The organism is Epibacterium sp. ABV4_022, assembly GCF_056159345.1.
Genome location: NZ_JBSWVA010000001.1, coordinates 2,868,911 through 2,891,509 on the forward strand (window position 1 = coordinate 2,868,911; position 22,599 = coordinate 2,891,509).

Consider the following 22,599-nt stretch of genomic DNA (forward strand, 5'->3'; position numbering starts at 1 on the left):
GGGAGACGTACATGGCCGACCGCCGCATCTTTCGCCTGCATGGACCGGACACGCACAGCTTCTTGCAAGGATTGGTCACCAGTGACGTTGACCGCCTCTCCGAAGGGCTGGTGTATACGGCGATCCTGACCCCGCAGGGCAAATACCTCGCGGATTTCTTTCTCGTCCCCGAGGGCGAGGCGGTGCTGCTGGATGTGGCCAATGATCTGGCAGATGACCTTCTGAAACGGCTCAAGATGTACAAGCTGCGCGCCAATGTCACCATCGACGAGACCGACCTAAAGGTGAGCCGCGGCACCGGGGACGCCCCCAAAGGCGCCCAGATGGACCCGCGCCACCCGGCCCTCGGCTGGCGTCTTTATGGCGATGCCACGGGCGATGACGGCAGCGACTGGGATGCAATCCGGGTGGCGCATGTGATCCCTGAAACCGGCATTGAGCTCACGCCCGACAGCTATATCCTTGAAGTGGGCTTTGAGCGCCTCAACGGCGTTGATTTCCGCAAGGGCTGCTATGTCGGCCAGGAGGTCACCGCCCGTATGAAGCACAAGACCGAGCTGCGCAAAGGTCTGACACAGGTTGAGATCGACGGCGCTGTTCCGGTGGGCGCGCAGATCACCGCGGCGGGCAAACCGGTGGGTCAGGTTCTGACCCAATCCGGCGGCAAGGCGATTGCCTATCTGCGCTTTGATCGTGCCAAGGGCGCGCTGGAGGCCGAGGGCACTGCGCTGCGCTGGCCGGAGGCCCCCGCAGACTGAGGCAATTGTTTACCCCTTGGCCGTTACCCTTGCGCGCACTGGCTGTCGACGCGCAAGACTGGCGCGCGTTCAGACCCGCGAATAGGTTCGCGCACCGGGCCAGGAACAGGGCCGGGCAGACAACATGGGACATGGGATGACACGCCGCGCTGGCAGGATGTGAAAAACGCGCTCCTGTGGATGAAAGCGGCCTCTCATATGGAGGTGCGCGCCTTGGACGCCTGTCGCGCCAGCACCCAGACCGATGTGGCCTCGATGAACGCGTTCACCGCCGCCTATGGCAAGATGATGGACCGCTGCGGCCATGCCGTCGAGATCCCGCGCTGATCCAGATCCGGGGGCGCTCCCGCCCGTCTCGGGGGCATTGAAATGCCCCCTCCCCCGTTGGGCCCGGCGCCGCTACGCGGCGCGGACCTGCCCCTCAGTGCGCAGAAAAAAGCCCCGGCCCCGCAGGATGCAGGACCGAGGCTTTAAAAATTGAGTTCCGCGCGGTTCAGGCGCGTTCGGAATATTCCATGGTCTCGGTGTTGACGACGATCATCTCGTCCTGGCCCACAAAGGGCGGCACCATGACCTTGACCCCGTTATCAAGGATCGCCGGTTTAAAGGAGTTCGCAGCCGTCTGGCCTTTGACCACCGGCTCGGTCTCGACAATCTTGCAGGTCACTTTCTGCGGCACGGTCGCGTTCAGCGCCTCGGAGTCGTAGAACTCCACCACGATGGTCATACCGTCCTGCAGGAACGGGCGGCGATCGCCCAATAGCTCTGCCGGCAGTTCGATCTGCTCGTAGGTTTCGGTGTCCATGAACACCAGCATCCCGTCTGTCTCATAGAGGAACTGCTGGTCCTTTTGCTCCAGACGCACGCGCTCGACCTTGTCGGCAGACCGGAACCGCTCGTTCAGCTTGGAGCCGTTGCGCAGGTTGCGCAGCTCGACCTGAGCAAACGCGCCGCCCTTGCCCGGTTTCACGTGATCGACTTTGACCGCAGCCCAGAGGCCGCCGTTATGCTCCAGAACGTTGCCGGGGCGGATTTCATTGCCGTTGATCTTGGGCATGGAAAACTCTTTCAGGTGGTTGATGACAGCTTGGACACCCCTATATCCGGCAGGTGGAAGGCTGACAAGATGACGATATGTCGTGTTTCAGGGCAGGCGTGACCGCGAAATAGGCATGCACATGATGCATAAAAGATATGCATCTTTGGGGTACCCGAATCGTCACAATTCCGCCATAAGGAGCGTCACGCCGAAAATGCAATAGCAAGAACAACAAAGGAAACGAGATGCGAGATTTCGTTGACGGCACCGCATACAATAACGAACAGGGCAACCGGGCACGCAAACTGTTTGCGGCGGTTGTGCTGGCTGCGCTGGATGATGCCATTGCCGACGACAAGAAATACGGCAACGGTCCCGAGCAGATCGCCCGCTGGGCACGGTCGCGCGATGGGCGCGAAGTGTTGACCTGCGCAGGTATCGACCCCAACGAACGTGTGGTCGAAGGCCTGATGGAATTCGTTGGTCGCGGTGTACGGACTTCTGTCGCGCTGTCGCGCGAAGAGAGTGAACGTCGGAACGCAGCGCAGGCCGAAGCGGCCTGAACGCTTAAATAAGCTGCCATGCTTGAACGAAAAGCGCGTCCCTGGGGGGCGCGTTTTTCTTTTTGGGGTTTGCGTTCTGCAGACGCCCCGCCCCAACGGGACCGACAGATCACGCCCGCGCCAACCTGTGCCAACCTGCGCGATTGACCTTTGGCCACGGGCGTTGCAACCCTGCGCGGACGGACAGCAGAAAAAGACGCTCAGAATGATCCCCAAGGCCCTCATGATCCAAGGCACCGGCAGCAATGTCGGGAAATCCATGCTGGTGGCGGGACTGGCACGCGCATTGCGCCTGCGCGGGCTCTCAGTTGCGCCGTTCAAGCCGCAGAATATGTCCAACAACGCCGCCGTGACCGCTGACGGGGGCGAGATTGGCCGGGCGCAGGCGCTACAGGCCCGCGCGGCGGGGCTCGCGCCGCACACAGACATGAACCCGGTGCTACTGAAGCCTGAAACCGACACGGGCGCACAGGTGATCGTGCAGGGCAAACGGCGCGGCACCCGCGCGGCGGGGTCGTTTATGCGCGACAAGGCGGGCCTGCTGGAGGCCACACTGGAGAGCTTTCACCGCCTCGCCGCCCAGCATGACATTATCCTCATCGAGGGCGCAGGCTCCCCGGCAGAAACCAATTTACGCCAGGGGGACATCGCCAATATGGGCTTTGCCGAGGCCGCAGGCGTGCCGGTGGTGCTAGTGGGTGACATCCACCGTGGCGGCGTGATCGCGCAGATCGTCGGCACCCATACGGTGCTGGACGCAAACGACCGCGCCCGCATCAAAGCCTTCGCCGTCAATCGCTTTCGCGGCGACCTGAGCCTCTTTGATGGCGGGCGCGATGACATTGCGCGCTGGACCGGTTGGCCCTCGGTGGGCGTGGTGCCGTGGTTCTGGGATGCGTGGAAACTGCCGGCCGAGGATATGATGGACATCGCCTCCCAGGCGGGCGGAGCCTGCAAGGTGGTGGTGCCGCAACTGGAACGGATGGCGAATTTCGACGACCTCGACCCGCTCGCCGCTGAGCCATCCGTCACGGTTGAGATCATCCCCCCCGGCCGCGCCCTGCCCGGCGATGCGGATCTGGTGCTGATCCCCGGCTCCAAATCCACCATCGGGGATCTGGCGTATCTGCGCGCGCAGGGCTGGGACATCGACATCCTCGCCCACCATCGGCGCGGCGGTCATGTGCTGGGACTGTGCGGCGGCTATCAGATGCTCGGCCAGACCATCGACGACCCGGACGGCGTCGATGGGCAGCCGGGCAAGGTTGCGGGGCTTGGCCTTCTGGATGTGCATACGGTGATGGCGGGCGACAAACGCGTGACCCTGAGCGACGCGCGCACGATTTCCGGCGATCTTCCCGTGTCTGGCTATGAGATCCACATGGGCCGCACCACCGGGCCGGATTGCGCCCGGGCCTGGCTGACGCTGGAGGGGCGCGCGGAGGGGGCGACCTCCGCCGATGGCCGCGTGCGCGGCTCTTATCTGCACGGGCTGTTCACCTCGGATGCGTTTCGCGCCCGCTTCCTTGCCGACCTCGGCCACCAGTCCGACATTGGCTATGACGCAGGTGTGGAGGCCACGCTGGATGCGCTTGCCGCCCATCTGGAGCGCTACATGGACATCGACCACCTGCTGGACCTGGCGGAACCGATCTCCGCCCGCCCGCGCTGAACGGCCCGCCTGCGGTTGCCACAACTCCCGCACCAAGGCGCACCCGCAGCGGGCGCCAGCCCGCTGCCCGGCCCAACCAGACGGCGGGTTTTCGCAGAAAACATGGTGTATGGGCGGGAGCGCCCCCGGCCCTGCACTCCGTCAGCGTCCTGATGCCCGGCAACAACCAGCCAAACAAGACGCCTCAGAGCAGCTCTTGAGACGCCAGGGCGCGCTGGATCTCGCGGCGCACCAGTTTGCGCACGTTGCGGGTGATCCGCTCCCCCAACGCTCCCTGCAGCTCTTCGCGCACGATATCGGACACAAGCTCCCGCAGGCTTTCTTCGTCGAGAAACTCTTCGCTTGCCGACACCGCCGCCATGGCGGTTTCCTCGGCGGCATCCTGCGTCAGCCTGCGCGCGGTCTCTTCGGTGGCCTCGCGGCTGGAGGAGAACGACGGGCGCGCAGGGGCTGCGTCCAGATGATCTTCCCACTGAATGGTTTCCACCGACGGGCCGCTTGCCGGCACGGCCTCGATCTCATCCTCGTTCAGGTCCGGCACAGGCACGCCGTTGCGGCTGGCGGGCGCCTCTCCGGCACCGTGCCCCGCGGTTTCGAGTTCGGCAATCCGGCGGACCACCGCCGCCACCCGGGCGCTCTGCTCGCGCGGAGGCTGGGAGGTGGCGCTGTCCAGTGCCGGGGCGCTGGTTTCGCTGCGCAACGCCTGCTCGCTCACAACGTCAAACAACTTGGCGTTCGGGTCGCGCCACGGCGCCTGCTCTGGTTCGGATTCAGCGTCCGGTTCCAGAGCGATCTCCTCTGCCGACGGATCTGTCACCGCCTCTATCGCGCCACCGACGTCTCGCTCTTCCGCAGGCGCGGCCTGCGTCTCGCGCAGCTCCGCGTGATGGGTCATGTGCAACGAAGCTGTTGTGCCGTTCGGAGTGCCGAGATCCGCCGCCTCATCGTCCTCGACGGCCACAAAGGGCGCTTCTTCAGCGTATTCCGCAGCCTCTGCGCCGCTCTCCTCCGCCTGACGATCCGAGGCCTCATCCGCAGTCGGTCCGGCCGACAGCTGATCGGCCAGCACCCGGGACACATTGCCCGGCGCGTCATGCGCCTCTGCCCCGTCGGGCGCGCGCCCGGTCTCGGGCGCAGCATGTTTGGGTTCGGGATCGGGAGAAACAGTGTCGGCGCGGCTGATTTCATCGTCCGGCACCCGCAGGGCGGGTGTCAGAACCAGACGTGTTGCCGGCCGGCTTGCAGGCTCCGCCGGCCCGGTTGCAACTGCCGTAGCGGCGGACTCACCGCCGGAACCGCCCTCGTTCCGCCCGGTTTCGCGAACCAGTCGGCGGATGGAGGACAGGACATCTTCGATTTCAGCGTGCGTAACGGGTTCAGACATTTTTGTTGGCCAAGCTCACCTCTTGAGACAAGTCTAGCCAGCTTGCCCGCATCACACAACAGCAACCTCGGATTCTCAGTTCTTTCTCAGAGCCTTGAGCACGCGGTCCAGATCCTGCCCCCGCTTGGTCACAAAGGCCGGCGCAGATCGCACCTGATTGTGATAGATCTCGGGATCATAACGCTCCACCGCGAGGTTGAGGTTCTCCGCCGTCAGCAGCCCCTGGGCCTGAAGCAGGTCATATGCGGCCAGAGCCTGGGTGGCCCGGGCTTGCAGACGTGCGGTCTGCGCATCCAGAAGCTCCTGCTCGGCCTGCAACACATCCAGCGTTGTCCGCGACCCCAGTGTTGCCTCCTCGCGAATCCCGTCAAAGGCGACCTGCGCCGCCCGCACCCGCTCGGTCGAGGACACCAGGCTGGCCGCTGCGGTCTCAAACGAGGTATAGGCGCTGGCGGCGTTCGACGTGATGCTGCGCTGCGTCGACAACAGCGCGCCGCGCTCCGCATCCAGCCGCGCCAGATCCGCCCGACGGGCCGATGCCAGCGCGCCGCCGGCATAGATGGTCTGCGACAACGACAGCCCCAGATCGAAATTGTCAGAGCTGTTGTCGGTGCTGTGCAACTCGCCATGCGAGGCGGTGGCGCTGAAGTTGAGGCTCGGCCCCATGTCGCGCAGGGAGCTGTCCGCCGTCAGCTGGGCCGCCTTCACCGCGTGCTGCTGCGACCGCAGGCTGGGGTGATTGCGCAGCGCCAGCGCTTGGGCCGCGTCCAGGCTGTTTGCCCGGCGCGGCAGCGGTGGATAGGTGGTGACGGTGCCCGGGGCACGTCCCACAACTTCCTCGTAGGTGGCCCGCGCGGTCAGCAAGGCGCCTCGGGCGTCGGTCAGATTGGCGCGCGCCTCGGCGACCTGGCTCTCCGCCAGCGCCACATCCGTGCGGGTCACCTCGCCGACCTCGAACCGATCATTGGCGGCGCGCAATTCTTCCTGCAGCAAACGCAGGTTGTTGCGGCGCAGCGCGACGATATCCTGTTGCGTCAACACGTTGACATAGGCCTGCACGGCCGCGAACAGCACCTGCTGCTCCACATCCACCAGGGTCTGACGCGTGGCCAGAACCGTTTCCTGCGCGGCGGCGGTGTCCAGACGGGTTGCGCCATTGTCAAACAACAGCCAGTTGAGGCTGACACTGACCGACGCGCCGGTGCTGTGGCTCGACCGCGCGCCCGCGGCGCCAAGCCCGGTACGGTTGTAATCCCGTGCGATGTTCAGAGCGGTGGAGATCACCGGACGCAAGCCCGATACCGACGCAGCAACGCCTTCGTCCGCAACGCGCAGCAATGCACGGTTCTGTTCCAGCAAGCCGCTGCTGGTATAGGCGCCGATCATTGCATCGGTGAGATTGTCCGCACGCGCCTGCGGCACCAGGGCCGCAGCCGTTGCAACGGCGCTGACAGAGACCAGAGCCCTGACCCGCCGTATATTGAAAAATCCTCGCATCCTGTCGCCTCGATCCGCTTGTTGGGGGCTACCCCCGTTACACTCGATTTGCGCCCGACTTACGCAGGCGTCAGTTTACCAGAAACATAGGCGAGGCTCACCACAAGTTGAAGAGGCGCAACATGAATTTCCGGCGATCGTGTCAAGATCGAGACAGACGGCGGAGGATCAGAGCGCGAACTCCGGCGCCTTGGCAAAGCCGGGCAGTACCGGCGCGCCCGCGTTGAATTCGAACCGCCAGGAAACGCGATCATCGCTTTTGTAGCCGATTTTGACCTCGCCCAGGGCCCCATCCATGAACAGGGCCGCAATGCGCCCGCCATCCTTGAGCTGCGCCAGGATCTCCGCGGGCAGCACCTCGATACCGCCCTGGATCAGGATCACATCATAGGGGCCATGCTCTGCGGCACCTGCGGCAAGCGTGCCCTCATGCACGATGGCATTGTCGGCATTGCTCTCGCTCAACAGGTCCTGCGCCTCGGATGCCAGCTGCTCGTCTTCTTCGACACCGATTACCATCTGCGCCAGACGGGCCACCACTGCGGTCGAGTATCCCAATCCACAGCCGACATCGAGCACCAGCTCATCCTCGCGCACATCCAGCGCGTCCAGCATCTTGGCCAGGGTGCGCGGCTCCGGCACCACGCGCTGCGCACCCAGCGGCACGTTCTGATCCGCATAGGCGACCTCGGTCTGGGCGTCCGGCACGAAAGTCTCGCGTGGGACAGCCAGCATGGCTTCGATGATCGGGTATTTGGTCACGTCCGACGGGCGGATCTGCGTGTCCACCATCATGCGGCGGAGTGCGGAAAAATCTGTCATCTGCAAAACTCATGTGGTCAGCCGGTTGCTGGTCTTCTGCCACATTGCCGGCGTCGCGGCAACGGTCCCTTTTTCCGCATTGCAAGGATCGCCCCCTGCCCGGCTCGTGTCACTCCCTCTTTGGACGCAGTCCGCAGCGGCACCGGCACGCCACCTGTGCCTTGGCTGCGCCCGTGAATTGCCGCACGCAGGCGATCAGGCCAGACGTGCGTGCCGGTCTGGCCTGACCCCGCTACTGGCAGAGTTCAGGCGGAGCAGGACTCGCAAAAGGGGGTCTCGGGATGCTGGCGCAATTGATCGTGGGTCAGATCAGCGCCGCAAATCCTGCAATAGCCATATTCGCCGGCCTTCAACCGATCCAGCGCCGTCAGGATCTCGGTGATCTGCGTGGTCTTGCCCGCGCGGCTCTGTGCGGCCCGGGCTGTATTGGCGTTCTGTGTCAGCGCCGACAACCCCTGCCCGGCCAGCATCCCTGCCGACAACGCGCTGAGCCGGGTTTCAAGACGCTCTTTCTGAGCCGAAAAATCCATGATGTAACCTCCCGAAACAGGTATGATCCGATCTGTGTCACACGCGGTGACATTCAAGTCTCTGCCTGGCTGCTGCCTTGCCCCGGGCGAATTTGCGCCCGTTCTGCACATCTTCAGGTGGGTGCTCGCTGGGATCAGCCTAGGCCAAGAATACAACCTTTGCGAGATAAAGCATCGCCAAATCGTTTCTGCACCTGCGAAAGAGACACGGCGCACGCCCCCAATCGCACTCTTGCCATTTGCGCAGGGATCGGGGAATTTTCCCTATGCTGAACAGGTTCCGAATTTGAACCAAACTCATGAGAAAGACACGCCGCCATGATCCGCCCGCTGCTTTTTGGCCTCCTGATCCTCAGCCTCGCCGCCTGCGAAACCACCAAAGGTGCCGGGCGCGACCTGCAGAAGGCCGGACAGGCCATCTCGAACACCGCACGAAACGTGCAAGACGCGCTCTGAGTCGCGCGCCGGATCGCCCGCCCCTCAGCGCCCGCTCTCGAGCCCATCAGCCGACATAGAGCTTGCGGGCGACCCAGGCGCTGACCGGGATCGCGACCACAAAGCCCACTAGCGCTGCAATCAGGATCCCCCACAGCGAGGACTGCCCCAGCACCAGCGCTGCGATGACCGCGCTGCCCGCAAGGGTGGAGCCGATGAAGATGTGCAAGATCAACGCAAGGCGAAACATGTTTACCCTCCTGGTCACAAGTCGACGTTTGCGCGAAATATAACAGAGGGTTTCGGCCCGTGAATTGACATGGATCATCTATACGAAAGTATAGGTTTCGCCGTTTCCAGAAATCGAAAATTCCCAATATTTTATATTGCGTATATCTCTGCCTAAAGGAACTCCCGCTCAGGCTGTCCCCAGCGTATCGCAGGGAAATATCACTGGGCGGCGTTTCGACGCGGGGGGATCTGCCCAGGATTTCGCCGCCCCCGCCTCTTGGTATGGCCTCTAAAAGGGGCCACTGCGTTCAAACGCGGCGCAGCGAACAGCAAAAAACCCGGCTTGCACCGGGTTTCCTATTTCGCATTTTCTCAGGTCTCTGGATCAATCGTCCATCTTGAGGGCCGAGATAAAGGCCTCCTGCGGAATTTCCACGCGGCCAAATTGACGCATCTTTTTCTTACCCGCCTTCTGCTTTTCCAGAAGCTTGCGTTTCCGGGTCGCGTCGCCGCCGTAACATTTTGCGGTCACGTCCTTGCGCAGCGCCGACAGGGTTTCACGCGCGATCACCTTGCCGCCGATAGCCGCCTGAATCGGGATCTTGAACATGTGACGCGGGATCAGATCCTTGAGCTTTTCGCACATGGCGCGTCCCCGCATTTCGGCACGATCCCGATGCACCATAGTCGACAGGGCGTCGACGGGCTCATCGTTCACCAGAATCGCCATCTTCACCAGGGTGTCTTCGCGGTAGCCGGTCATGTGATAGTCGAAGGAGGCATAGCCCTTGGTCACCGACTTCAACCGGTCGTAGAAGTCAAACACCACCTCGTTCAGCGGCAGGTCATACACAACCATGGCGCGAGACCCCGCGTAAGAGAGGTCCTCCTGAATACCACGGCGGTCCTGGCAGAGCTTCAGCACATCGCCGAGGAATTCATCCGGCACCAGAATGGTCGCCTTGATGCGCGGCTCTTCGATGTGATCGACATGGGTCAGATCGGGCATGTCGGCGGGGTTGTGCAGCTCGCGCATCTCCCCGTCCTTCATGAACACGTGATAGACCACCGACGGCGCGGTGGTAATCAGTTCGATATTATATTCGCGCTCGATCCGGTCCCGGATCACCTCGAGGTGCAGCAGGCCCAGGAACCCGCAGCGGAAGCCGAAGCCAAGCGCGGCGGAGGTCTCCATCTCATACGAGAACGACGCATCGTTCAGCGCCAGCTTCTCGATCGCGTTACGCAGATCCTCGAACTCGGAACTGTCCACGGGGAACAGACCGCAGAACACCACCGGCACGGACGGCTTAAAGCCCGGCAAAGGGGTTTCTGCGCCTTTCTTGTCGTGGGTGATGGTGTCGCCCACCTTGGTATCGCGCACCTGTTTGATCGAGGCGGTGATAAAGCCGATCTCGCCGGGGCCCAATTCGTCCACCACCTGCATGGCGGGGCGGAAAACACCAATCCGGTCAACGCCATAGCGCGCGCCGGTCTGCATCATCTTGATCTGGTCGCTTTTCTTCAGGACCCCGTCCATGATCCGCACCAGCACGATGACGCCGAGATAGGCATCATACCAGCTGTCCACCAGCATCGCCTTCAGCGGTGCATCCCGATCCCCGGTGGGCGCAGGCAGCCGCTGCACAATGGCCTCGAGCGTTTCCTTGATGCCGATGCCGGTCTTGGCGGAGACATGGATCGCATCGGTGGCGTCGATCCCGATCACATCCTCGATCTGCTCTGCCACCCGATCACAATCGGAGGCCGGCAGGTCGATCTTGTTGAGCACCGGGACAATCTCGTGATCCGCGTCGATCGCCTGGTAGACATTGGCCAGCGTCTGCGCCTCGACCCCCTGGGTCGAGTCGACCACCAGCAGCGAGCCTTCGACCGCGCGCATGGAGCGGGAGACCTCATAGGCAAAATCGACGTGGCCGGGGGTGTCGATCAGGTTCAGCACATAGCGTTCGCCATCGTCGGCCTCATAGTCGATACGGACCGTGTTGGCCTTGATGGTGATGCCACGTTCACGCTCGATGTCCATGGCGTCGAGCAGCTGCTCTTTCATGTCACGATCCTGCACCGTCCCCGTCGATTGGATGAGGCGGTCAGCAAGCGTGGACTTGCCGTGGTCGATATGAGCGACAATGGAGAAGTTGCGGATTTTCGAGAGCTCTGTCATGACAAGCGCATATGATTGGGATTTCGCCTTTGGTCAAGGTGGATCATGCGTCCGAGCCGCACCATCTGCAGGCGCAGGACCGCTTTCACCGCGACAGCGCCGCGTCTGGTGCCGATCCGGCGCATCCGCCATTGAAAACCAGCCGCGAGCTATGGAATATGCGCGGCGACATCGGTCAGCGTCCTTTCGCACAAACAGGAGATTGATACACGTGTTCCGACTTCTATCCGTCACCGCGCTCTGCGCGACCACGCTGAGTTTTGTGCCCGTCGCGCCTCAGGCCACCGCAGGCACCATCGAACGCGCCTGCCGCAGCTCCGACCGCGGCGCGGCGCAGGCGTCGCTGTGCCATTGCATTCAGCAGGTTGCCGAACGCCGATTGACCCGATCCGAACAGCGCACGGTTTCAAAATGGTTCTCGGATCCGCATCGCGCACAAGAAGTGCGCCAATCCGCAAAGAGCAGCGACTCCCGGTTGTGGAAGAAATACCAGCTGTTCGGAACCGACGCCGAACGAATCTGCGGCTGAAATGGTGGCGGCAGGCACCATTCAAAATGGTTAATTCCGCCAGCCGCCGCGCCAATTACATTTGAGATTCCACTAAAACCGCCATAAATTACCCGAAAGGATAATTTTACTCTTCCCAAACTATTCAAATGAAAATAAAAACGGCCTATATTTTTGTATGTATGCAGGAAAAGCCTGCACTGTGCAGTGGTCAGACGCTCCCCCGGCAGAAGCATCGCGTGACGGAGTTATCAGAGTTTGGATTTTTTGGAGCGAATATATGCTGATGAAAGGCGTCACACTTCGGGGGTTGGAAGTTTTTGAAGCATTGGCAAAGTCCGGATCGGTCGCGCAGGCCGCCGATATTACCGGATTGAGCCAACCGGCCGTAAGCCAACAACTTCGCAATCTTGAAAAAGCGCTTGGATCGGATCTTGTCGATCACGGTCGCCGCCCGATGGTTCTGACAGCCGCCGGGCGCAGTTTTCTTTCCCGCACCCAGGCTGTCCTGAGCGAATTGCGGCTGGCCCAGAGCGAGCTGACGGTGATGGATCTGTCGCATCTGCCGGCGCTATCGCTCGGGTTGATCGACGATTTCGACAACGACCTCACGCCGCGGCTCGCCACCATTCTTGCCGACAGCCTGACCCAGTGCCGGTTCAAGATGGTGACCGCATCCAGCCATGACATCATCCGCGCCATGGATGCAAAGGAACTGCACATCGGCATCGCCGCCTCCACCGGCGAGCTGCGCCCGGGCGTGACCGAATATCCGCTGGTCGAGGAACCCTTCATCCTGGTGGCCCCCCGTGGCGCGGTCACCGACCCCGATGACGTCGGCAACCAGCTCAACCACCTGCCCTTGCTGCGCTACGCCCGCGACCAGCTGATCTCGCAACAGATCGAGTCGCACCTCAGCCGCAGCAAGCTGGAATTCGAGGACCGGTTTGAAATCGGATCTCATCTGGCACTGATGGCCATGGTGGCGCGCCGCATCGGCTGGGCGATCACCACCCCGCTGGGCTATATGCGGGCCGCGCGTTTCCACGACGAGATCGACGCCTTTGCCCTGCCCTTGACCGAATTCACCCGGCGCATTTCGTTGTTTTCACAGTCCGACTGGCCTGACACCGTGCCGCTCGAAGTGGCCGGAACCATGCGGCGTCTGGTGCAAAGCCAGATGATTGCCCCGGCGGTGAACCGGCTGCCCTGGCTCGCTGGGCAATTGCGGGTGCTGGAGGCCTAGGTCCGCCTGCCCGACACGCGCCCTACGCGCCCCTTCCGCGAACCGGGGGCGCGCGTCAGTCCGACAGCGCCACATGACGCTGCAATCCCGCCGCTGCGGCCTCAAGAAGATCAAGACAGCCGTCAAAATCCCGCGTGTAATACGGATCGGGGACCTCCTGCACCGCGGCCGCCCCGGCCATGGGCGCAAACAGCATCACCGGCGTGGTGGAGCCCGACGGGCGCAGGGCTTCGACCTCATGCCGGTTTGCATGATCCATCACGACAATCAGGTCGAAGGCTGCAAAATCCTCAGCCGAGACCTGCCGCGCCCTCAGATCGGACATGTCAACGCCCCGTGCCAGCGCTGCCGCCTGCATCGGCCCATAGGGCGGATCGCCGATATGGTAGTCCGAGGTGCCAGCACTGTCGGTGGCGATCTGCGGGCAGCGGGCGCGAAACAACGCCTCCGCCGCCGGAGAACGACAGATATTGCCAAGGCAGACAAACAGGATTTTACGCATCGCTACTCTCTCAGGTCAGAAGAAACGGGGACGGTGGTCCGTGTTTACCCGCCCCGCTCTCTATGTCAGGTTTTGCACTGACGGGCCAAGCCCCCGGTAGCAGATGCCCCGACAGGAGATCCCGCCATGACCAAAATCGTAATCCTGACCGGCGCGGGCATTTCCGCCGAAAGCGGGCTTGGCACCTTTCGCGACGCAAAAGGCCTGTGGTCGCAACACCGGATCGAAGATGTCGCCACCCCCGAGGGCTTTGCCCGGGATCCCGCGCGCGTGCATCGGTTCTACAGCGCGCGTCGCCAGCAGGCCGCCCACGCGACGCCGCACGCCGCCCATCGCGCTCTGGCGGAGCTGGAACAGCGGTGGCCCGGCGACGTGGTCATTGTCACCCAGAATGTCGATCCGCTGCATGAGGCAGCCGGATCGCGCAACGTGCTACACATGCATGGAACGCTTGCCGGTGCCCTCTGCGCCGCTTGTGATCATCGCTGGCCCGCACCGCAGGAGATGACCACCGACACCACCTGCCCCGCCTGCCATGCGCCCCGCAGCCGCCCTGACGTGGTCTGGTTCGGCGAGGTGCCCTATCACCTGGACGAGATCGGCCACCACCTGGCGGAGGCCAGCCTGTTTGCGGCGATCGGGACCTCCGGTCAGGTGCAGCCGGCTGCCTCCTTTGTGCAGGAGGCGGCCTATGGCGGGGCACAGACGGTCGAGCTCAATCTGGCCCCCTCGGACATCAACCACGCCTTCGACGAGCGCCGATTTGGCCCGGCCACCGAGGTGGTGCCCGATTGGGTCCGGGCGCTGCTGCGTGACGGCCCAGAATGACGAAGCCCCGGCGTCAACCGGGGCTTGTCAGATCTGTCGCGAGGAATGGTGTTAGTGGGAGTGGTCACCGTGATCGTCACCGTGACCCGAATGATCGCCGTGGCCGCCATGTCCGCCCTCGGGCATGCGCGCCATGTCGACGGGGACCTCGATCGCCACTTCACCGGCCTGTTCGAAGTCCAGGATGACGTCGATTGTGTCGCCGTCCGCCAGTTCCCGGTTCAGCCCCATGAACATCACATGGTCACCGCCGCGCTGGAGCAGATGGGTCGCACCGGCCGGGATGGCAAAGCCGTCTTCGACATGGGTCATCTTCATCACGCCATTGGCGTCTTCGGCGTGGGTGTGGAGCTGCACCCGCTTGGCCACATCGGAGCGCGCAGCGATCAGGCGGTCATCTGCGTCGCCTTCGTTGATGATCTCCATAAAGGCGGCGCCGGCCATCTTGTTGGAGGCACGGGCATAGGCGTCATGCACAACCATCTGCGCCGAGGCGGAGGTGGCGACGGCAGCAGCTGCGAGCGCGGAGAAAACGGCGGAAAGGCCGAGGGATTTCAGGGTCATGGTTGGTCTCCTTGAGACGGGAACAGGGGGGTTCCGGGCGCAGGCGCTGCGACCGGTCTGACTTCGAACGTGTGGGGATGTCAGACCAGCGGCGGCGCGCGCGCTCGGGCCGTGCGTTCAGGTGCAGCGTCGCGTTGCGCGCGCGACGGCAGCCGGGGCGCCTGTCGCGCCGTTGCAACCGGTGCCAGCAGCGCCGGAGCGCCCTGAACCAGATCAAGGAGATGGGTGATGCAATCCGGGCAGATATGCGGCGCGCCCGTTGGTTCGCCGTTTTCATCGACATAGACGGTGACCGGGCCGGAGCCGGTGCACAGGATCACCTGCCCCGTGGCATCACGGTCAAAGCGGCTGGCGGCGGCACTATGGCCGGTCAGCAGCAGGGCCGCAGTCAGCAGCAGGGCGATATACCGTCTGAACACTGTCATTGGCCCCGTCATATCTCAGGAAGAGGCCTCCGCCTCAAGCCCCTTGCGCAAGGCGCGGGCAAAGAGTCGCGCCCATCCTCCACGCAAATGCAAAAAGACCGCTGGCGCTGAACCAACGGTCTTTCTGTTAAATCCGGGCAGGATCACAAGAGGGGCGGGCCGATCAGGCCTGCGCGGCTTGTGCCTTTGCGATCTCTTTCTTCACCTTCAGAGCGGCATCGGACAGCTCTTCGTCCTTGGCTTTGGCCAGGAAGGCGTCCAGACCACCGCGGTGGTCAACGGAACGCAGGGCGGCTGCGGAGATGCGCAGCTTCACACCGCGGCCGAGAGTCTCGGACTGCAGGGTGACGTCGTTCAGGTTCGGCAGAAACCGGCGACGGGTTTTGTTGTTGGCGTGGCTGACATTGTTGCCAGTCATCGGGCCTTTTCCGGTCAGTTCGCAACGGCGCGACATGGTGTTATCCTTCGTATCTGCGGCGTCCCGACCCGTGTGCGGCCTGCCCGGCCTTTGGGAATCAGTCGCCAAATTACAAGGGCGCTGCCATTGGCTGCGCCCGAAAACTGGTTGGATGCGTTTAGGAGGAATCGCAAAGATGGTCAAGCCATATGCAACGCTTTTATGGCACTCTAGCTGACATTCTCGCGTCATCCCCGACCGCGCTGGCGGGCTTTTACAATTTCGGGGCCAAGATGCAAGCGTGTGCACGCCATATTAGGCCGTGAACACCCCCAACCGTCGTATCTGAATCGCAGATCCTAGCCCATGCGCGACGGATCAAGCTCCGCGACACCCAAACCCGTCAACAGATCGCGCGCAGCCTCTTGTGGGGTTTGCGCCCCCTCGGCCACCTTTTTCGACAATTCCGTCATGCGCGACTTGGCCCAAGAGGTCTGAAGCCGCGCCAGAAGCGCCTGCCGCACCTCCTCGGAAAACCAGTACTGCGCCTGCTGCGCCCGGTTCTGATCCCAGAACCCGTTGTCGCGCCGCCACTGCGCCAGCGCCTGCACCTCTGCCCATGCGGCCTCCAGCCCCGCGGCCTCGATCGCCGAGACGATCAACGCCTTGGGAAAGCCATCGGGATCTTGCGGACGTTTGCGCAACAGCCGCAGCGCCCCGGCATAATCGGCGCAGGTGCGAGTCGCCGTCGCCTTCAGATCGCCATCGGCCTTGTTGATCAGAATCATGTCGGCGATCTCCATGATGCCGCGCTTCACGCCCTGAAGCTCATCGCCGCCCGCCGGAGCCAGCAGCAACAGGAACAGATCGGACAGTTCCGCCACAACGGTTTCCGATTGCCCCACCCCCACGGTTTCGATCAGCACCACGTCAAACCCCGCCGCCTCGCATAGCGCCACCGCATCGCGGGTGCGGCGGGCAACACCACCAAGGTGGCTCTGGCTGGGACTGGGGCGAATGAAGGCCGCGCGTTCACGACTGAGCCGCTCCATCCGGGTTTTGTCCCCCAGAATTGATCCACCAGACCGCGCCGAGCTGGGATCAACCGCCAGCACCGCAACCCGCAGCCCCTGCCCGATGAGCATCATGCCAAAGGCCTCGATAAAGGTGGATTTTCCCACCCCGGGCGTGCCCGACAATCCAATCCTCAGCGCCTGACGGTCGCTTTTGGCCAGGTGCGATAGCAACTCATCCGCCTGCGCGCGGTGATCCGGACGGGCGCTTTCCACCAATGTGATCGCGCGGGCCAATGCCCGACGGTCCGCGTTCAAGATCCTGTCACTCAGCTGTGCGATGTCCATGGCGCGCCTCTCGTCCTTGCCGCGCATTGATGGCGCAGCCGGGGCGCGCTTGTCCAGTGGCGCGGCTGCAAAACCCCGATGCCGCTTTGAAACACGCGCTTGAGATCGAAAAGGAAGTGCCTTGATGCGCCGTTACCTTGTCCTCGGAGGGCTCGTCCTGCTCGCGGCCTTCACAGCGCCCGTGGCTGTGATTGCGCATGAACCGGTCACAAGCGATCAACAGCACTATGTTGTGCGGGGCTTGGGCGTCAAACTTGGCACCTTCACCCTTGCCAGCCAGCGCAGCGGTGGCACCTACGGCGTGCGCAGTCGCTTTACCTCGACCGGTGCGGTGGCGCTATTGGCAAAGGTTCATTTCGAGATGCAGGCACTGGGGCGCTGGACCTCCGCAGGCCCTCGGCCAGCGTGGTTCCTCGAAAACGTCAACACCGGGCGGCGGCAATCGACGGCCCACCTCGATTATGCGAATGGCGTGCCCCGCGTCACGGGTGGACGTCTTGGCTCTGACACACCGCCTCTTCGCCCGGAGCACCAGCGCGACACGGTTGATCCGGCCACCGCCATTTTCCGCGCAGTGGCGCCGCAAGCAGCAGATCACCTCTGCGCTCTCGATCAGCCGATCTTTGATGGGGCACGGCGCACGCGGCTGGTGCTGGGCCCGCCACGTCCACGGGGAGCGGGGTTTGTCTGCCGGGGCACATTGCACCGCGAAGACGGCTACAGCGCACAGGACCTGGCGCGGGCAAAGTCCTTTGACCTCGAACTCAGATACGAGGCCGGGCCGGAGGGGCGTTTCCACATGTCCACCGCCAAGGTCGCCACGGTTTTTGGCTCTGTCACGCTGCAAGGTGGGCTGACGCAGGCTGGACGTTAAGCCCGCGATTGGCGATAAGCGCCGCCATGATACGGCTCCCGATTGATGACGCGCTTCCCGACCTGATTGATGCTCTGCGCGCGCGGGGCCGTGCGGTGCTGCAAGCGCCCCCCGGTGCGGGCAAGACCACCAAGGTGCCGCTTGCAATCCTTGAGGCGGGATTGACCACCGGGCGCATCTTGATGCTAGAGCCCCGCCGCCTCGCCGCCCGCACGGCGGCAGAGCGCATGGCGTCAACCTTGGGGGAAAGCCCCGGTCAGACCGTCGGCTACCGGGTGCGCGGCGAGGCCAAGATCTCAAAATCCACCCGCATCGAGGTTGTCACCGAAGGCATCCTGACCCGGATGCTGCAATCGGACCCGGATCTGCCGGGCGTCGGCGCGGTGATCTTCGACGAATTTCACGAACGCTCCCTCAATGGCGATCTGGGGCTCGCCTTCTGTCTCGAGGTTGCAGGCGCCCTGCGCGACGATCTCTTGCTGCTGGCGATGTCCGCCACGCTGGATGCAAGCCCGGTGGCGGCCCTGATGGATGCGCCCATCGTCACCTCCGAGGGCCGCAGCTACCCAGTCGAAACCCGCTGGCTCGACAGCCCCCTGCCCGCCAACGCACGCAAGCTGGACGCGCTGGTGGATCTGGTCACCCGCGCCGAAGGGGAGACCCGCGAGACCGGCGGTGGCCTTTTGGTGTTCCTGCCCGGCGAGGGCGAAATCCGCCGCGCCGCCAGCGCGCTGGAGGCCCGGCTGCCCGGCCACTGCCAGATCCGCCCGCTGTTTGGCGCCCTCCCCTTCTCCGAACAACGCGCCGCCATCGCCCCCGTCTCCGAGGGGCGCAAAGTGGTGCTGGCAACCTCCATCGCCGAAACCTCCCTGACGATCGAGGATATCCGTGTCGTGGTGGATATGGGACAGGCCCGCCGCGCCCGGTTCGATCCCGGTGCAGGCATGTCGCGGCTGGTGACAGAACGCGTGACCCGCGCCGAAGCCACCCAGCGGCAGGGCCGCGCCGGTCGCGTGGCCGAGGGCACCTGCTATCGGCTCTGGTCCAAGGGCGAAGAAGGCGCGCTGATGGCCTATCCCCCGGCCGAGATCGAGGCCGCAGACCTCACCGGTCTGGCGCTGGAACTGGCGCTTTGGGGGGCAGAGCCTGCGGATCTGCCACTGCTGACCCAGCCGCCTGCCGGCAGTCTCGCTGAAGCGCGTGCCCTGTTGCAGATGCTCGGCGCGCTTGATGGGCAGATGCGGATCACCGACCATGGCCGCGCGCTGGCCCAGCTGCCCCTGCACCCGCGTCTGGCGCATATGCTGGCGGTGGCCGGACCGGACAGCGCGACGCTGGCGGCGCTGATGGCGGACCGCGATCCCTTGCGCGGCGCGCCGGTGGATCTGGCGCTGCGCCTTGAGGCGCTGCGGGATCTGCGCCGCTTCCGCGACCGCCGCCCCTATCAGGTCAAGACCCCCGCCCTCCAGGCGATCACCAGCGAGGCAAAGCGCCTGCGCCGGCAACGCGGCGGGCAGAACGACGCTGCGCCCCGCGCCGCGGGCAGCCCCGCCGCCCCCGCCACATCAGATCCGCTCTCGCCGGCGGCCATGGCCGCGCTTGCCTATCCGGATCGGGTGGCGCAGCGCCGCAAGGGCGATGATGCCCGCTATGTGCTTTCCGGCGGCAAGGGTGCGGTGCTGGAAAATTCCGACCCGCTGGCCGCGGCCCCCTACCTTGTGGTGACCGACAGCGACGGCAATCCACGCGAGGCCAGGATCCGCCTTGCCACACAGATCACCCTGGCCGAAATCCGCACGTTGTTTGCAGATCAGATCCACTGGCAGGATCTCTGCAGCTGGTCCAAACGCGACCGCCGCGTGGTGGCGCGCAAACAGGAACGCTTTGGCGCGCTGGTGCTGGACGACCGCATCTGGAAGGACGTCCCGCCCGAGGCCACCGCCACCGCCATGCTCGACGGTGTGCGTGACCTCGGCCTGCGCCTGTCGCCCGCCGCCGCGCGGCTTGCCACCCGCGTGGAACTGCTGCGCGCCGAAGGCCACGACCTGCCGGATTTCTCCGAGGCGGGCCTGATGGCCACCCTCGAGGACTGGCTGCTGCCCATGCTCACCGGCGTGCGCACGAACGCCGACTGGAAGGGGTTCGACGCGCTCCCGGCCCTGCGCGCGGCACTGACGTGGGAACAGACCCAGCTCCTTGACCGCGAGGTTCCGGGCAGTTTCGTGACACCACTCGGGCGCAAGATCCCCATTGATTACGCGGGCGACACGCCGGGGATCGAGGTCCGCCTGCAGGAGATGTTCGGCGTCACCCGCCACCCGACCGTGGCGGGTGTGGCGCTCAAGGTCACGCTCTTGTCGCCTGCCCGGCGCCCGATCCAGATCACCCGCGATCTGCCGGGATTCTGGTCCGGCTCCTACGCCGATGTGCGCAAGGACATGCGCGCGCAGTACCCCAAACACCCCTGGCCCGAGGACCCGACCCAGGCCGAAGCGACCCTGCGTGCCCGCCCGCGCAGCTGAAACGTGCGTTTTCCCACAAATAAAGGGCTGATTTCGGGCAATTTCAAACACCCCTGTCATTTAATCGTTGCAAACAGGGTCGGTTTTGCATAGGTGCCGTCGGTCAATCGCCACATGCAACCAACAAGGCCGCCCGGACACCTCCGGACCATGACCGCTACCCATGCTGAACGCCCTCAACAAGCTCTGGTCCCAGACCCTCCTGCCGATGCTGTCGCGCCCGCGACGGCTGCAGGTGGCGGCGTTGTGCTATCGCCAGACCGATACCGGGCGTGAGGTCCTGCTGATCACCAGCCGCGACACCGGTCGCTGGGTGTTGCCCAAGGGCTGGCCGATGGCGGGCAAGACCAGCGCCGAAAGCGCCGTTCAGGAAGCCTGGGAAGAGGCCGGCGTCGCCAAAAGCCGCTTCGACGAGACACCCCTGGGCTGCTACAGTTACGACAAGCGTCTCGACAATGGCGCTGTTGAACCGCTGGAAACGCTGGTCTACGCGGTGGAGGTACAGGAGCTTCAGGAGTGCTTTCCCGAAGCCCACGAACGCATCCGCAGCTGGATGTCCCCGGCCGAGGCCGCAACCCGTGTCGACGAACCGGAGCTGCGCGATTTGTTGAACAATTTCTGATCGCCGTGATGCAGGTGTCACATTCCGATCTCAGCCTGTGCCTGCGCCAGGGTCCCCCGCGCACCCCGGGACTGCAGGCGCGCGCAAGGAAGGCAACCCCATGACGACCCGCCCCGACTGGCGATCCCTGGACAAGGATCTCGCCCGCCTGAACCAGGTGGAGCGGGTCACCGGCTATGTGGTGCGTCCGCTGCTGGGGCTGGGGCTGGCGCTGGCGTTCATGGCCTTGGCCGGGCTGGAGGCCGCCCTGGTGCTGGGCACCTCGCCCACCACGATCATGGCCATGGTGGCGGCGGTCTTTGGCGCTTATCTGGCGCTCAACATCGGCGCCAACGACGTGGCAAACAACATGGGCCCCGCGGTGGGCGCCAAGGCCCTGCCGATGACGGCCGCCCTGATCGCCGCGGCGCTGGCAGAGGTCACCGGCGCGCTTCTGGGCGGCAGCGAGGTGGTCGCCACGGTGTCCCGCCGCCTGATCGACCCCTCGGCCGTGAGCGCGCCCCAGATCATGGTGCAGGCGATGATGTCGGCCATGATCGCCTCGGCGCTCTGGGTCAATCTGGCCACCTGGCTGGGGGCGCCGGTCTCCACCACCCAGAGCATCATCGGCGCCATCCTCGGCGCCACCACCGCTGCCGCCGGGTTTGCCGCCGTGGACTGGCTGACCTTCGGTGGCATCGCGACCAGCTGGATGCTGTCGCCGCTGATCGGCGCGGCGCTGGCGATGGCGCTGCTGGCGCTGATCCAGCGCTTGATCAGCAACCGCCCGGACAAGATGGCCGCCGCGCGGCGCTGGGTGCCGGTGCTGCTGGCTGGCATGGGCGGGGCCTTTGCCGTGTTCTTCGCGCTCAAGCTGCCGGACCGCATCGCCAGCCCCACGCCCGAACAGGCCGCACTGGCCGGGCTGGTCGCCGGTGCTCTGTCCTATCTGGTCGCCCGCCCGGTGGTGCTGCGCCGCGCGGCCCAGCTGGAACACCAGAAGGGCGCGATCAAGGCGCTGTTCCGCCTGCCGCTGGTGATCGCCGCGGTGCTGATGTCCTTTGCCCATGGCGCCAATGACGTCGCCAATGCGATCGGACCGCTGGCCACGATCATGCAGGTCATGACCAACAGCGGCGGCGGCACCCACCCGGCTGAAATCAACGCCTTTGCCCCGATCCCGGTGCCGCTCTGGGTGCTGGTGATCGGAGCGCTTGGCATGGCGATGGGGGTGTTGTTGTTTGGCCCCCGGCTGGTGAACATGGTCGGTAGCCAGATCACCAAGCTCAACCCGATCCGCGCCTATTGTGTCTCCACCTCCGCCGCGCTGACCGTGATCGTGGCCAGCTGGCTCGGCATGCCGGTGTCCTCGACCCATGTTGCGGTCGGTGCCGTGTTCGGCGTCGGCTTCTACCGCGAGCACATGGCCGCCCGCGCCCGCCGCATCGGCGCCCGCGCCGCGCGTCCCGGCCTGCCGCGCGAGGACCGCAGCCGCCGGCGTCTGGTCCGCCGCAGCCATGTGCTGACCATTCTCGCCGCCTGGCTGATCACCGTGCCGCTGTCGGCCGCCCTGTCGGCGGGGATCTATACGCTGTTGCATCTGCTCGGTCGCTGAGCGCCCCGGCCCGCCTGCCCACCCCGGCCGGCCTGCCGCC

At 64.4% G+C, this 22,599-nt stretch carries 25 protein-coding genes; 13 read left to right on the plus strand and 12 right to left on the minus strand.

Features of this window, described 5'->3' with window-relative positions:
- Positions 1-11 precede the first annotated feature (11 nt).
- Both ygfZ and ACXAF5_RS13610 read left to right on the plus strand, forming a co-directional pair.
- A complete protein-coding gene (gene ygfZ, locus ACXAF5_RS13605) occupies positions 12-758 on the plus strand; it encodes a CAF17-like 4Fe-4S cluster assembly/insertion protein YgfZ (protein ID WP_474946991.1) in 747 nt (248 codons plus the stop codon).
- Positions 759-917: 159 nt separating this feature from the next.
- Complete coding sequence (locus tag ACXAF5_RS13610) at positions 918-1,085, plus strand: hypothetical protein (protein ID WP_474946992.1); 168 nt, start codon at positions 918-920, stop codon at positions 1,083-1,085.
- Between the two features lie 166 nt (positions 1,086-1,251).
- Here the strand turns inward: ACXAF5_RS13610 and efp are convergent, their stop codons facing one another.
- Positions 1,252-1,815, minus strand: coding sequence for an elongation factor P (gene efp / locus ACXAF5_RS13615; protein ID WP_239320765.1), 564 nt, complete (start codon positions 1,813-1,815; stop codon positions 1,252-1,254).
- Positions 1,816-2,042: 227 nt separating this feature from the next.
- Here efp and ACXAF5_RS13620 point away from each other — a divergent pair, with 227 nt between their 5' ends.
- On the plus strand, positions 2,043-2,360 hold the full coding sequence (locus ACXAF5_RS13620) for a DUF6280 family protein (protein WP_011539313.1): 318 nt from the start codon (positions 2,043-2,045) through the stop codon (positions 2,358-2,360).
- Between the two features lie 205 nt (positions 2,361-2,565).
- Positions 2,566-4,032: a cobyric acid synthase gene (locus tag ACXAF5_RS13625; protein ID WP_474946993.1), complete on the plus strand. Its 1,467-nt coding sequence runs from the start codon at positions 2,566-2,568 to the stop codon at positions 4,030-4,032.
- 184 nt (positions 4,033-4,216) lie between these two features.
- On the opposite strand, the gene ACXAF5_RS13630 is transcribed toward ACXAF5_RS13625, so the two are convergent.
- The 4 genes from ACXAF5_RS13630 to ACXAF5_RS13645 all read right to left on the minus strand — a co-directional run bounded on the left by ACXAF5_RS13630 (position 4,217) and on the right by ACXAF5_RS13645 (position 8,265).
- Positions 4,217-5,416 (minus strand): hypothetical protein, encoded by a 1,200-nt coding sequence (locus tag ACXAF5_RS13630; protein ID WP_474946994.1) that lies wholly within the window; start codon positions 5,414-5,416, stop codon positions 4,217-4,219.
- Positions 5,417-5,491: 75 nt separating this feature from the next.
- Positions 5,492-6,913, minus strand: coding sequence for a TolC family outer membrane protein (locus ACXAF5_RS13635; protein ID WP_474946995.1), 1,422 nt, complete (start codon positions 6,911-6,913; stop codon positions 5,492-5,494).
- Positions 6,914-7,081: 168 nt separating this feature from the next.
- A complete protein-coding gene (locus tag ACXAF5_RS13640) occupies positions 7,082-7,735 on the minus strand; it encodes a protein-L-isoaspartate O-methyltransferase family protein (protein WP_474946996.1) in 654 nt (217 codons plus the stop codon).
- A 245-nt stretch (positions 7,736-7,980) separates the two neighbouring features.
- A complete protein-coding gene (locus tag ACXAF5_RS13645) occupies positions 7,981-8,265 on the minus strand; it encodes a TraR/DksA family transcriptional regulator (RefSeq protein ID WP_474946997.1) in 285 nt (94 codons plus the stop codon).
- 318 nt (positions 8,266-8,583) lie between these two features.
- Between ACXAF5_RS13645 and ACXAF5_RS13650 the strand changes: the two genes are divergently transcribed.
- Positions 8,584-8,721 carry an entericidin A/B family lipoprotein gene (locus tag ACXAF5_RS13650; protein WP_239320748.1) on the plus strand — a complete coding sequence of 46 codons (138 nt, stop codon included), beginning with the start codon at positions 8,584-8,586 and terminating at the stop codon, positions 8,719-8,721.
- A 46-nt stretch (positions 8,722-8,767) separates the two neighbouring features.
- On the opposite strand, the gene ACXAF5_RS13655 is transcribed toward ACXAF5_RS13650, so the two are convergent.
- A complete protein-coding gene (locus ACXAF5_RS13655) occupies positions 8,768-8,950 on the minus strand; it encodes a CTP synthetase (RefSeq protein WP_239361751.1) in 183 nt (60 codons plus the stop codon).
- 366 nt (positions 8,951-9,316) lie between these two features.
- The gene (gene lepA, locus ACXAF5_RS13660; RefSeq protein ID WP_239361770.1) at positions 9,317-11,116 is read right to left on the minus strand and encodes a translation elongation factor 4; all 1,800 of its coding nucleotides are present in this window, start codon (positions 11,114-11,116) and stop codon (positions 9,317-9,319) included.
- Positions 11,117-11,145: 29 nt separating this feature from the next.
- Between lepA and ACXAF5_RS13665 the strand changes: the two genes are divergently transcribed.
- From ACXAF5_RS13665 to ACXAF5_RS13675, 3 genes are all read left to right on the plus strand, one after another.
- The gene (locus tag ACXAF5_RS13665) at positions 11,146-11,322 is read left to right on the plus strand and encodes a hypothetical protein (RefSeq protein WP_474946998.1); all 177 of its coding nucleotides are present in this window, start codon (positions 11,146-11,148) and stop codon (positions 11,320-11,322) included.
- Positions 11,323-11,327: 5 nt separating this feature from the next.
- The gene (locus ACXAF5_RS13670) at positions 11,328-11,645 is read left to right on the plus strand and encodes a hypothetical protein (RefSeq protein WP_370645679.1); all 318 of its coding nucleotides are present in this window, start codon (positions 11,328-11,330) and stop codon (positions 11,643-11,645) included.
- Positions 11,646-11,904: 259 nt separating this feature from the next.
- Complete coding sequence (locus ACXAF5_RS13675) at positions 11,905-12,870, plus strand: LysR family transcriptional regulator (protein WP_474946999.1); 966 nt, start codon at positions 11,905-11,907, stop codon at positions 12,868-12,870.
- A 55-nt stretch (positions 12,871-12,925) separates the two neighbouring features.
- Here the strand turns inward: ACXAF5_RS13675 and ACXAF5_RS13680 are convergent, their stop codons facing one another.
- The gene (locus ACXAF5_RS13680; protein WP_474947000.1) at positions 12,926-13,372 is read right to left on the minus strand and encodes a low molecular weight protein-tyrosine-phosphatase; all 447 of its coding nucleotides are present in this window, start codon (positions 13,370-13,372) and stop codon (positions 12,926-12,928) included.
- A 126-nt stretch (positions 13,373-13,498) separates the two neighbouring features.
- Between ACXAF5_RS13680 and ACXAF5_RS13685 the strand changes: the two genes are divergently transcribed.
- Positions 13,499-14,200 (plus strand): NAD-dependent deacylase, encoded by a 702-nt coding sequence (locus tag ACXAF5_RS13685; RefSeq protein WP_474947001.1) that lies wholly within the window; start codon positions 13,499-13,501, stop codon positions 14,198-14,200.
- A 51-nt stretch (positions 14,201-14,251) separates the two neighbouring features.
- On the opposite strand, the gene ACXAF5_RS13690 is transcribed toward ACXAF5_RS13685, so the two are convergent.
- The 4 genes from ACXAF5_RS13690 to meaB all read right to left on the minus strand — a co-directional run bounded on the left by ACXAF5_RS13690 (position 14,252) and on the right by meaB (position 16,947).
- Positions 14,252-14,764, minus strand: coding sequence for a copper chaperone PCu(A)C (locus tag ACXAF5_RS13690; protein WP_474947002.1), 513 nt, complete (start codon positions 14,762-14,764; stop codon positions 14,252-14,254).
- A gap of 80 nt (positions 14,765-14,844) precedes the next feature.
- The gene (locus tag ACXAF5_RS13695) at positions 14,845-15,189 is read right to left on the minus strand and encodes a hypothetical protein (protein WP_474947003.1); all 345 of its coding nucleotides are present in this window, start codon (positions 15,187-15,189) and stop codon (positions 14,845-14,847) included.
- Between the two features lie 163 nt (positions 15,190-15,352).
- Positions 15,353-15,643, minus strand: coding sequence for a 50S ribosomal protein L28 (gene rpmB, locus ACXAF5_RS13700; RefSeq protein WP_239320722.1), 291 nt, complete (start codon positions 15,641-15,643; stop codon positions 15,353-15,355).
- A gap of 302 nt (positions 15,644-15,945) precedes the next feature.
- On the minus strand, positions 15,946-16,947 hold the full coding sequence (gene meaB / locus ACXAF5_RS13705) for a methylmalonyl Co-A mutase-associated GTPase MeaB (protein ID WP_474947004.1): 1,002 nt from the start codon (positions 16,945-16,947) through the stop codon (positions 15,946-15,948).
- A gap of 124 nt (positions 16,948-17,071) precedes the next feature.
- Here meaB and ACXAF5_RS13710 point away from each other — a divergent pair, with 124 nt between their 5' ends.
- From ACXAF5_RS13710 to ACXAF5_RS13725, 4 genes are all read left to right on the plus strand, one after another.
- Positions 17,072-17,821, plus strand: coding sequence for a DUF3108 domain-containing protein (locus tag ACXAF5_RS13710; RefSeq protein WP_474947005.1), 750 nt, complete (start codon positions 17,072-17,074; stop codon positions 17,819-17,821).
- 26 nt (positions 17,822-17,847) lie between these two features.
- Complete coding sequence (hrpB, locus tag ACXAF5_RS13715; protein WP_474947006.1) at positions 17,848-20,343, plus strand: ATP-dependent helicase HrpB; 2,496 nt, start codon at positions 17,848-17,850, stop codon at positions 20,341-20,343.
- Between the two features lie 163 nt (positions 20,344-20,506).
- The gene (locus ACXAF5_RS13720) at positions 20,507-20,965 is read left to right on the plus strand and encodes an NUDIX hydrolase (protein ID WP_474947007.1); all 459 of its coding nucleotides are present in this window, start codon (positions 20,507-20,509) and stop codon (positions 20,963-20,965) included.
- Positions 20,966-21,065: 100 nt separating this feature from the next.
- The gene (locus ACXAF5_RS13725) at positions 21,066-22,559 is read left to right on the plus strand and encodes an inorganic phosphate transporter (protein WP_474947008.1); all 1,494 of its coding nucleotides are present in this window, start codon (positions 21,066-21,068) and stop codon (positions 22,557-22,559) included.
- Positions 22,560-22,599: the final 40 nt, after the last annotated feature.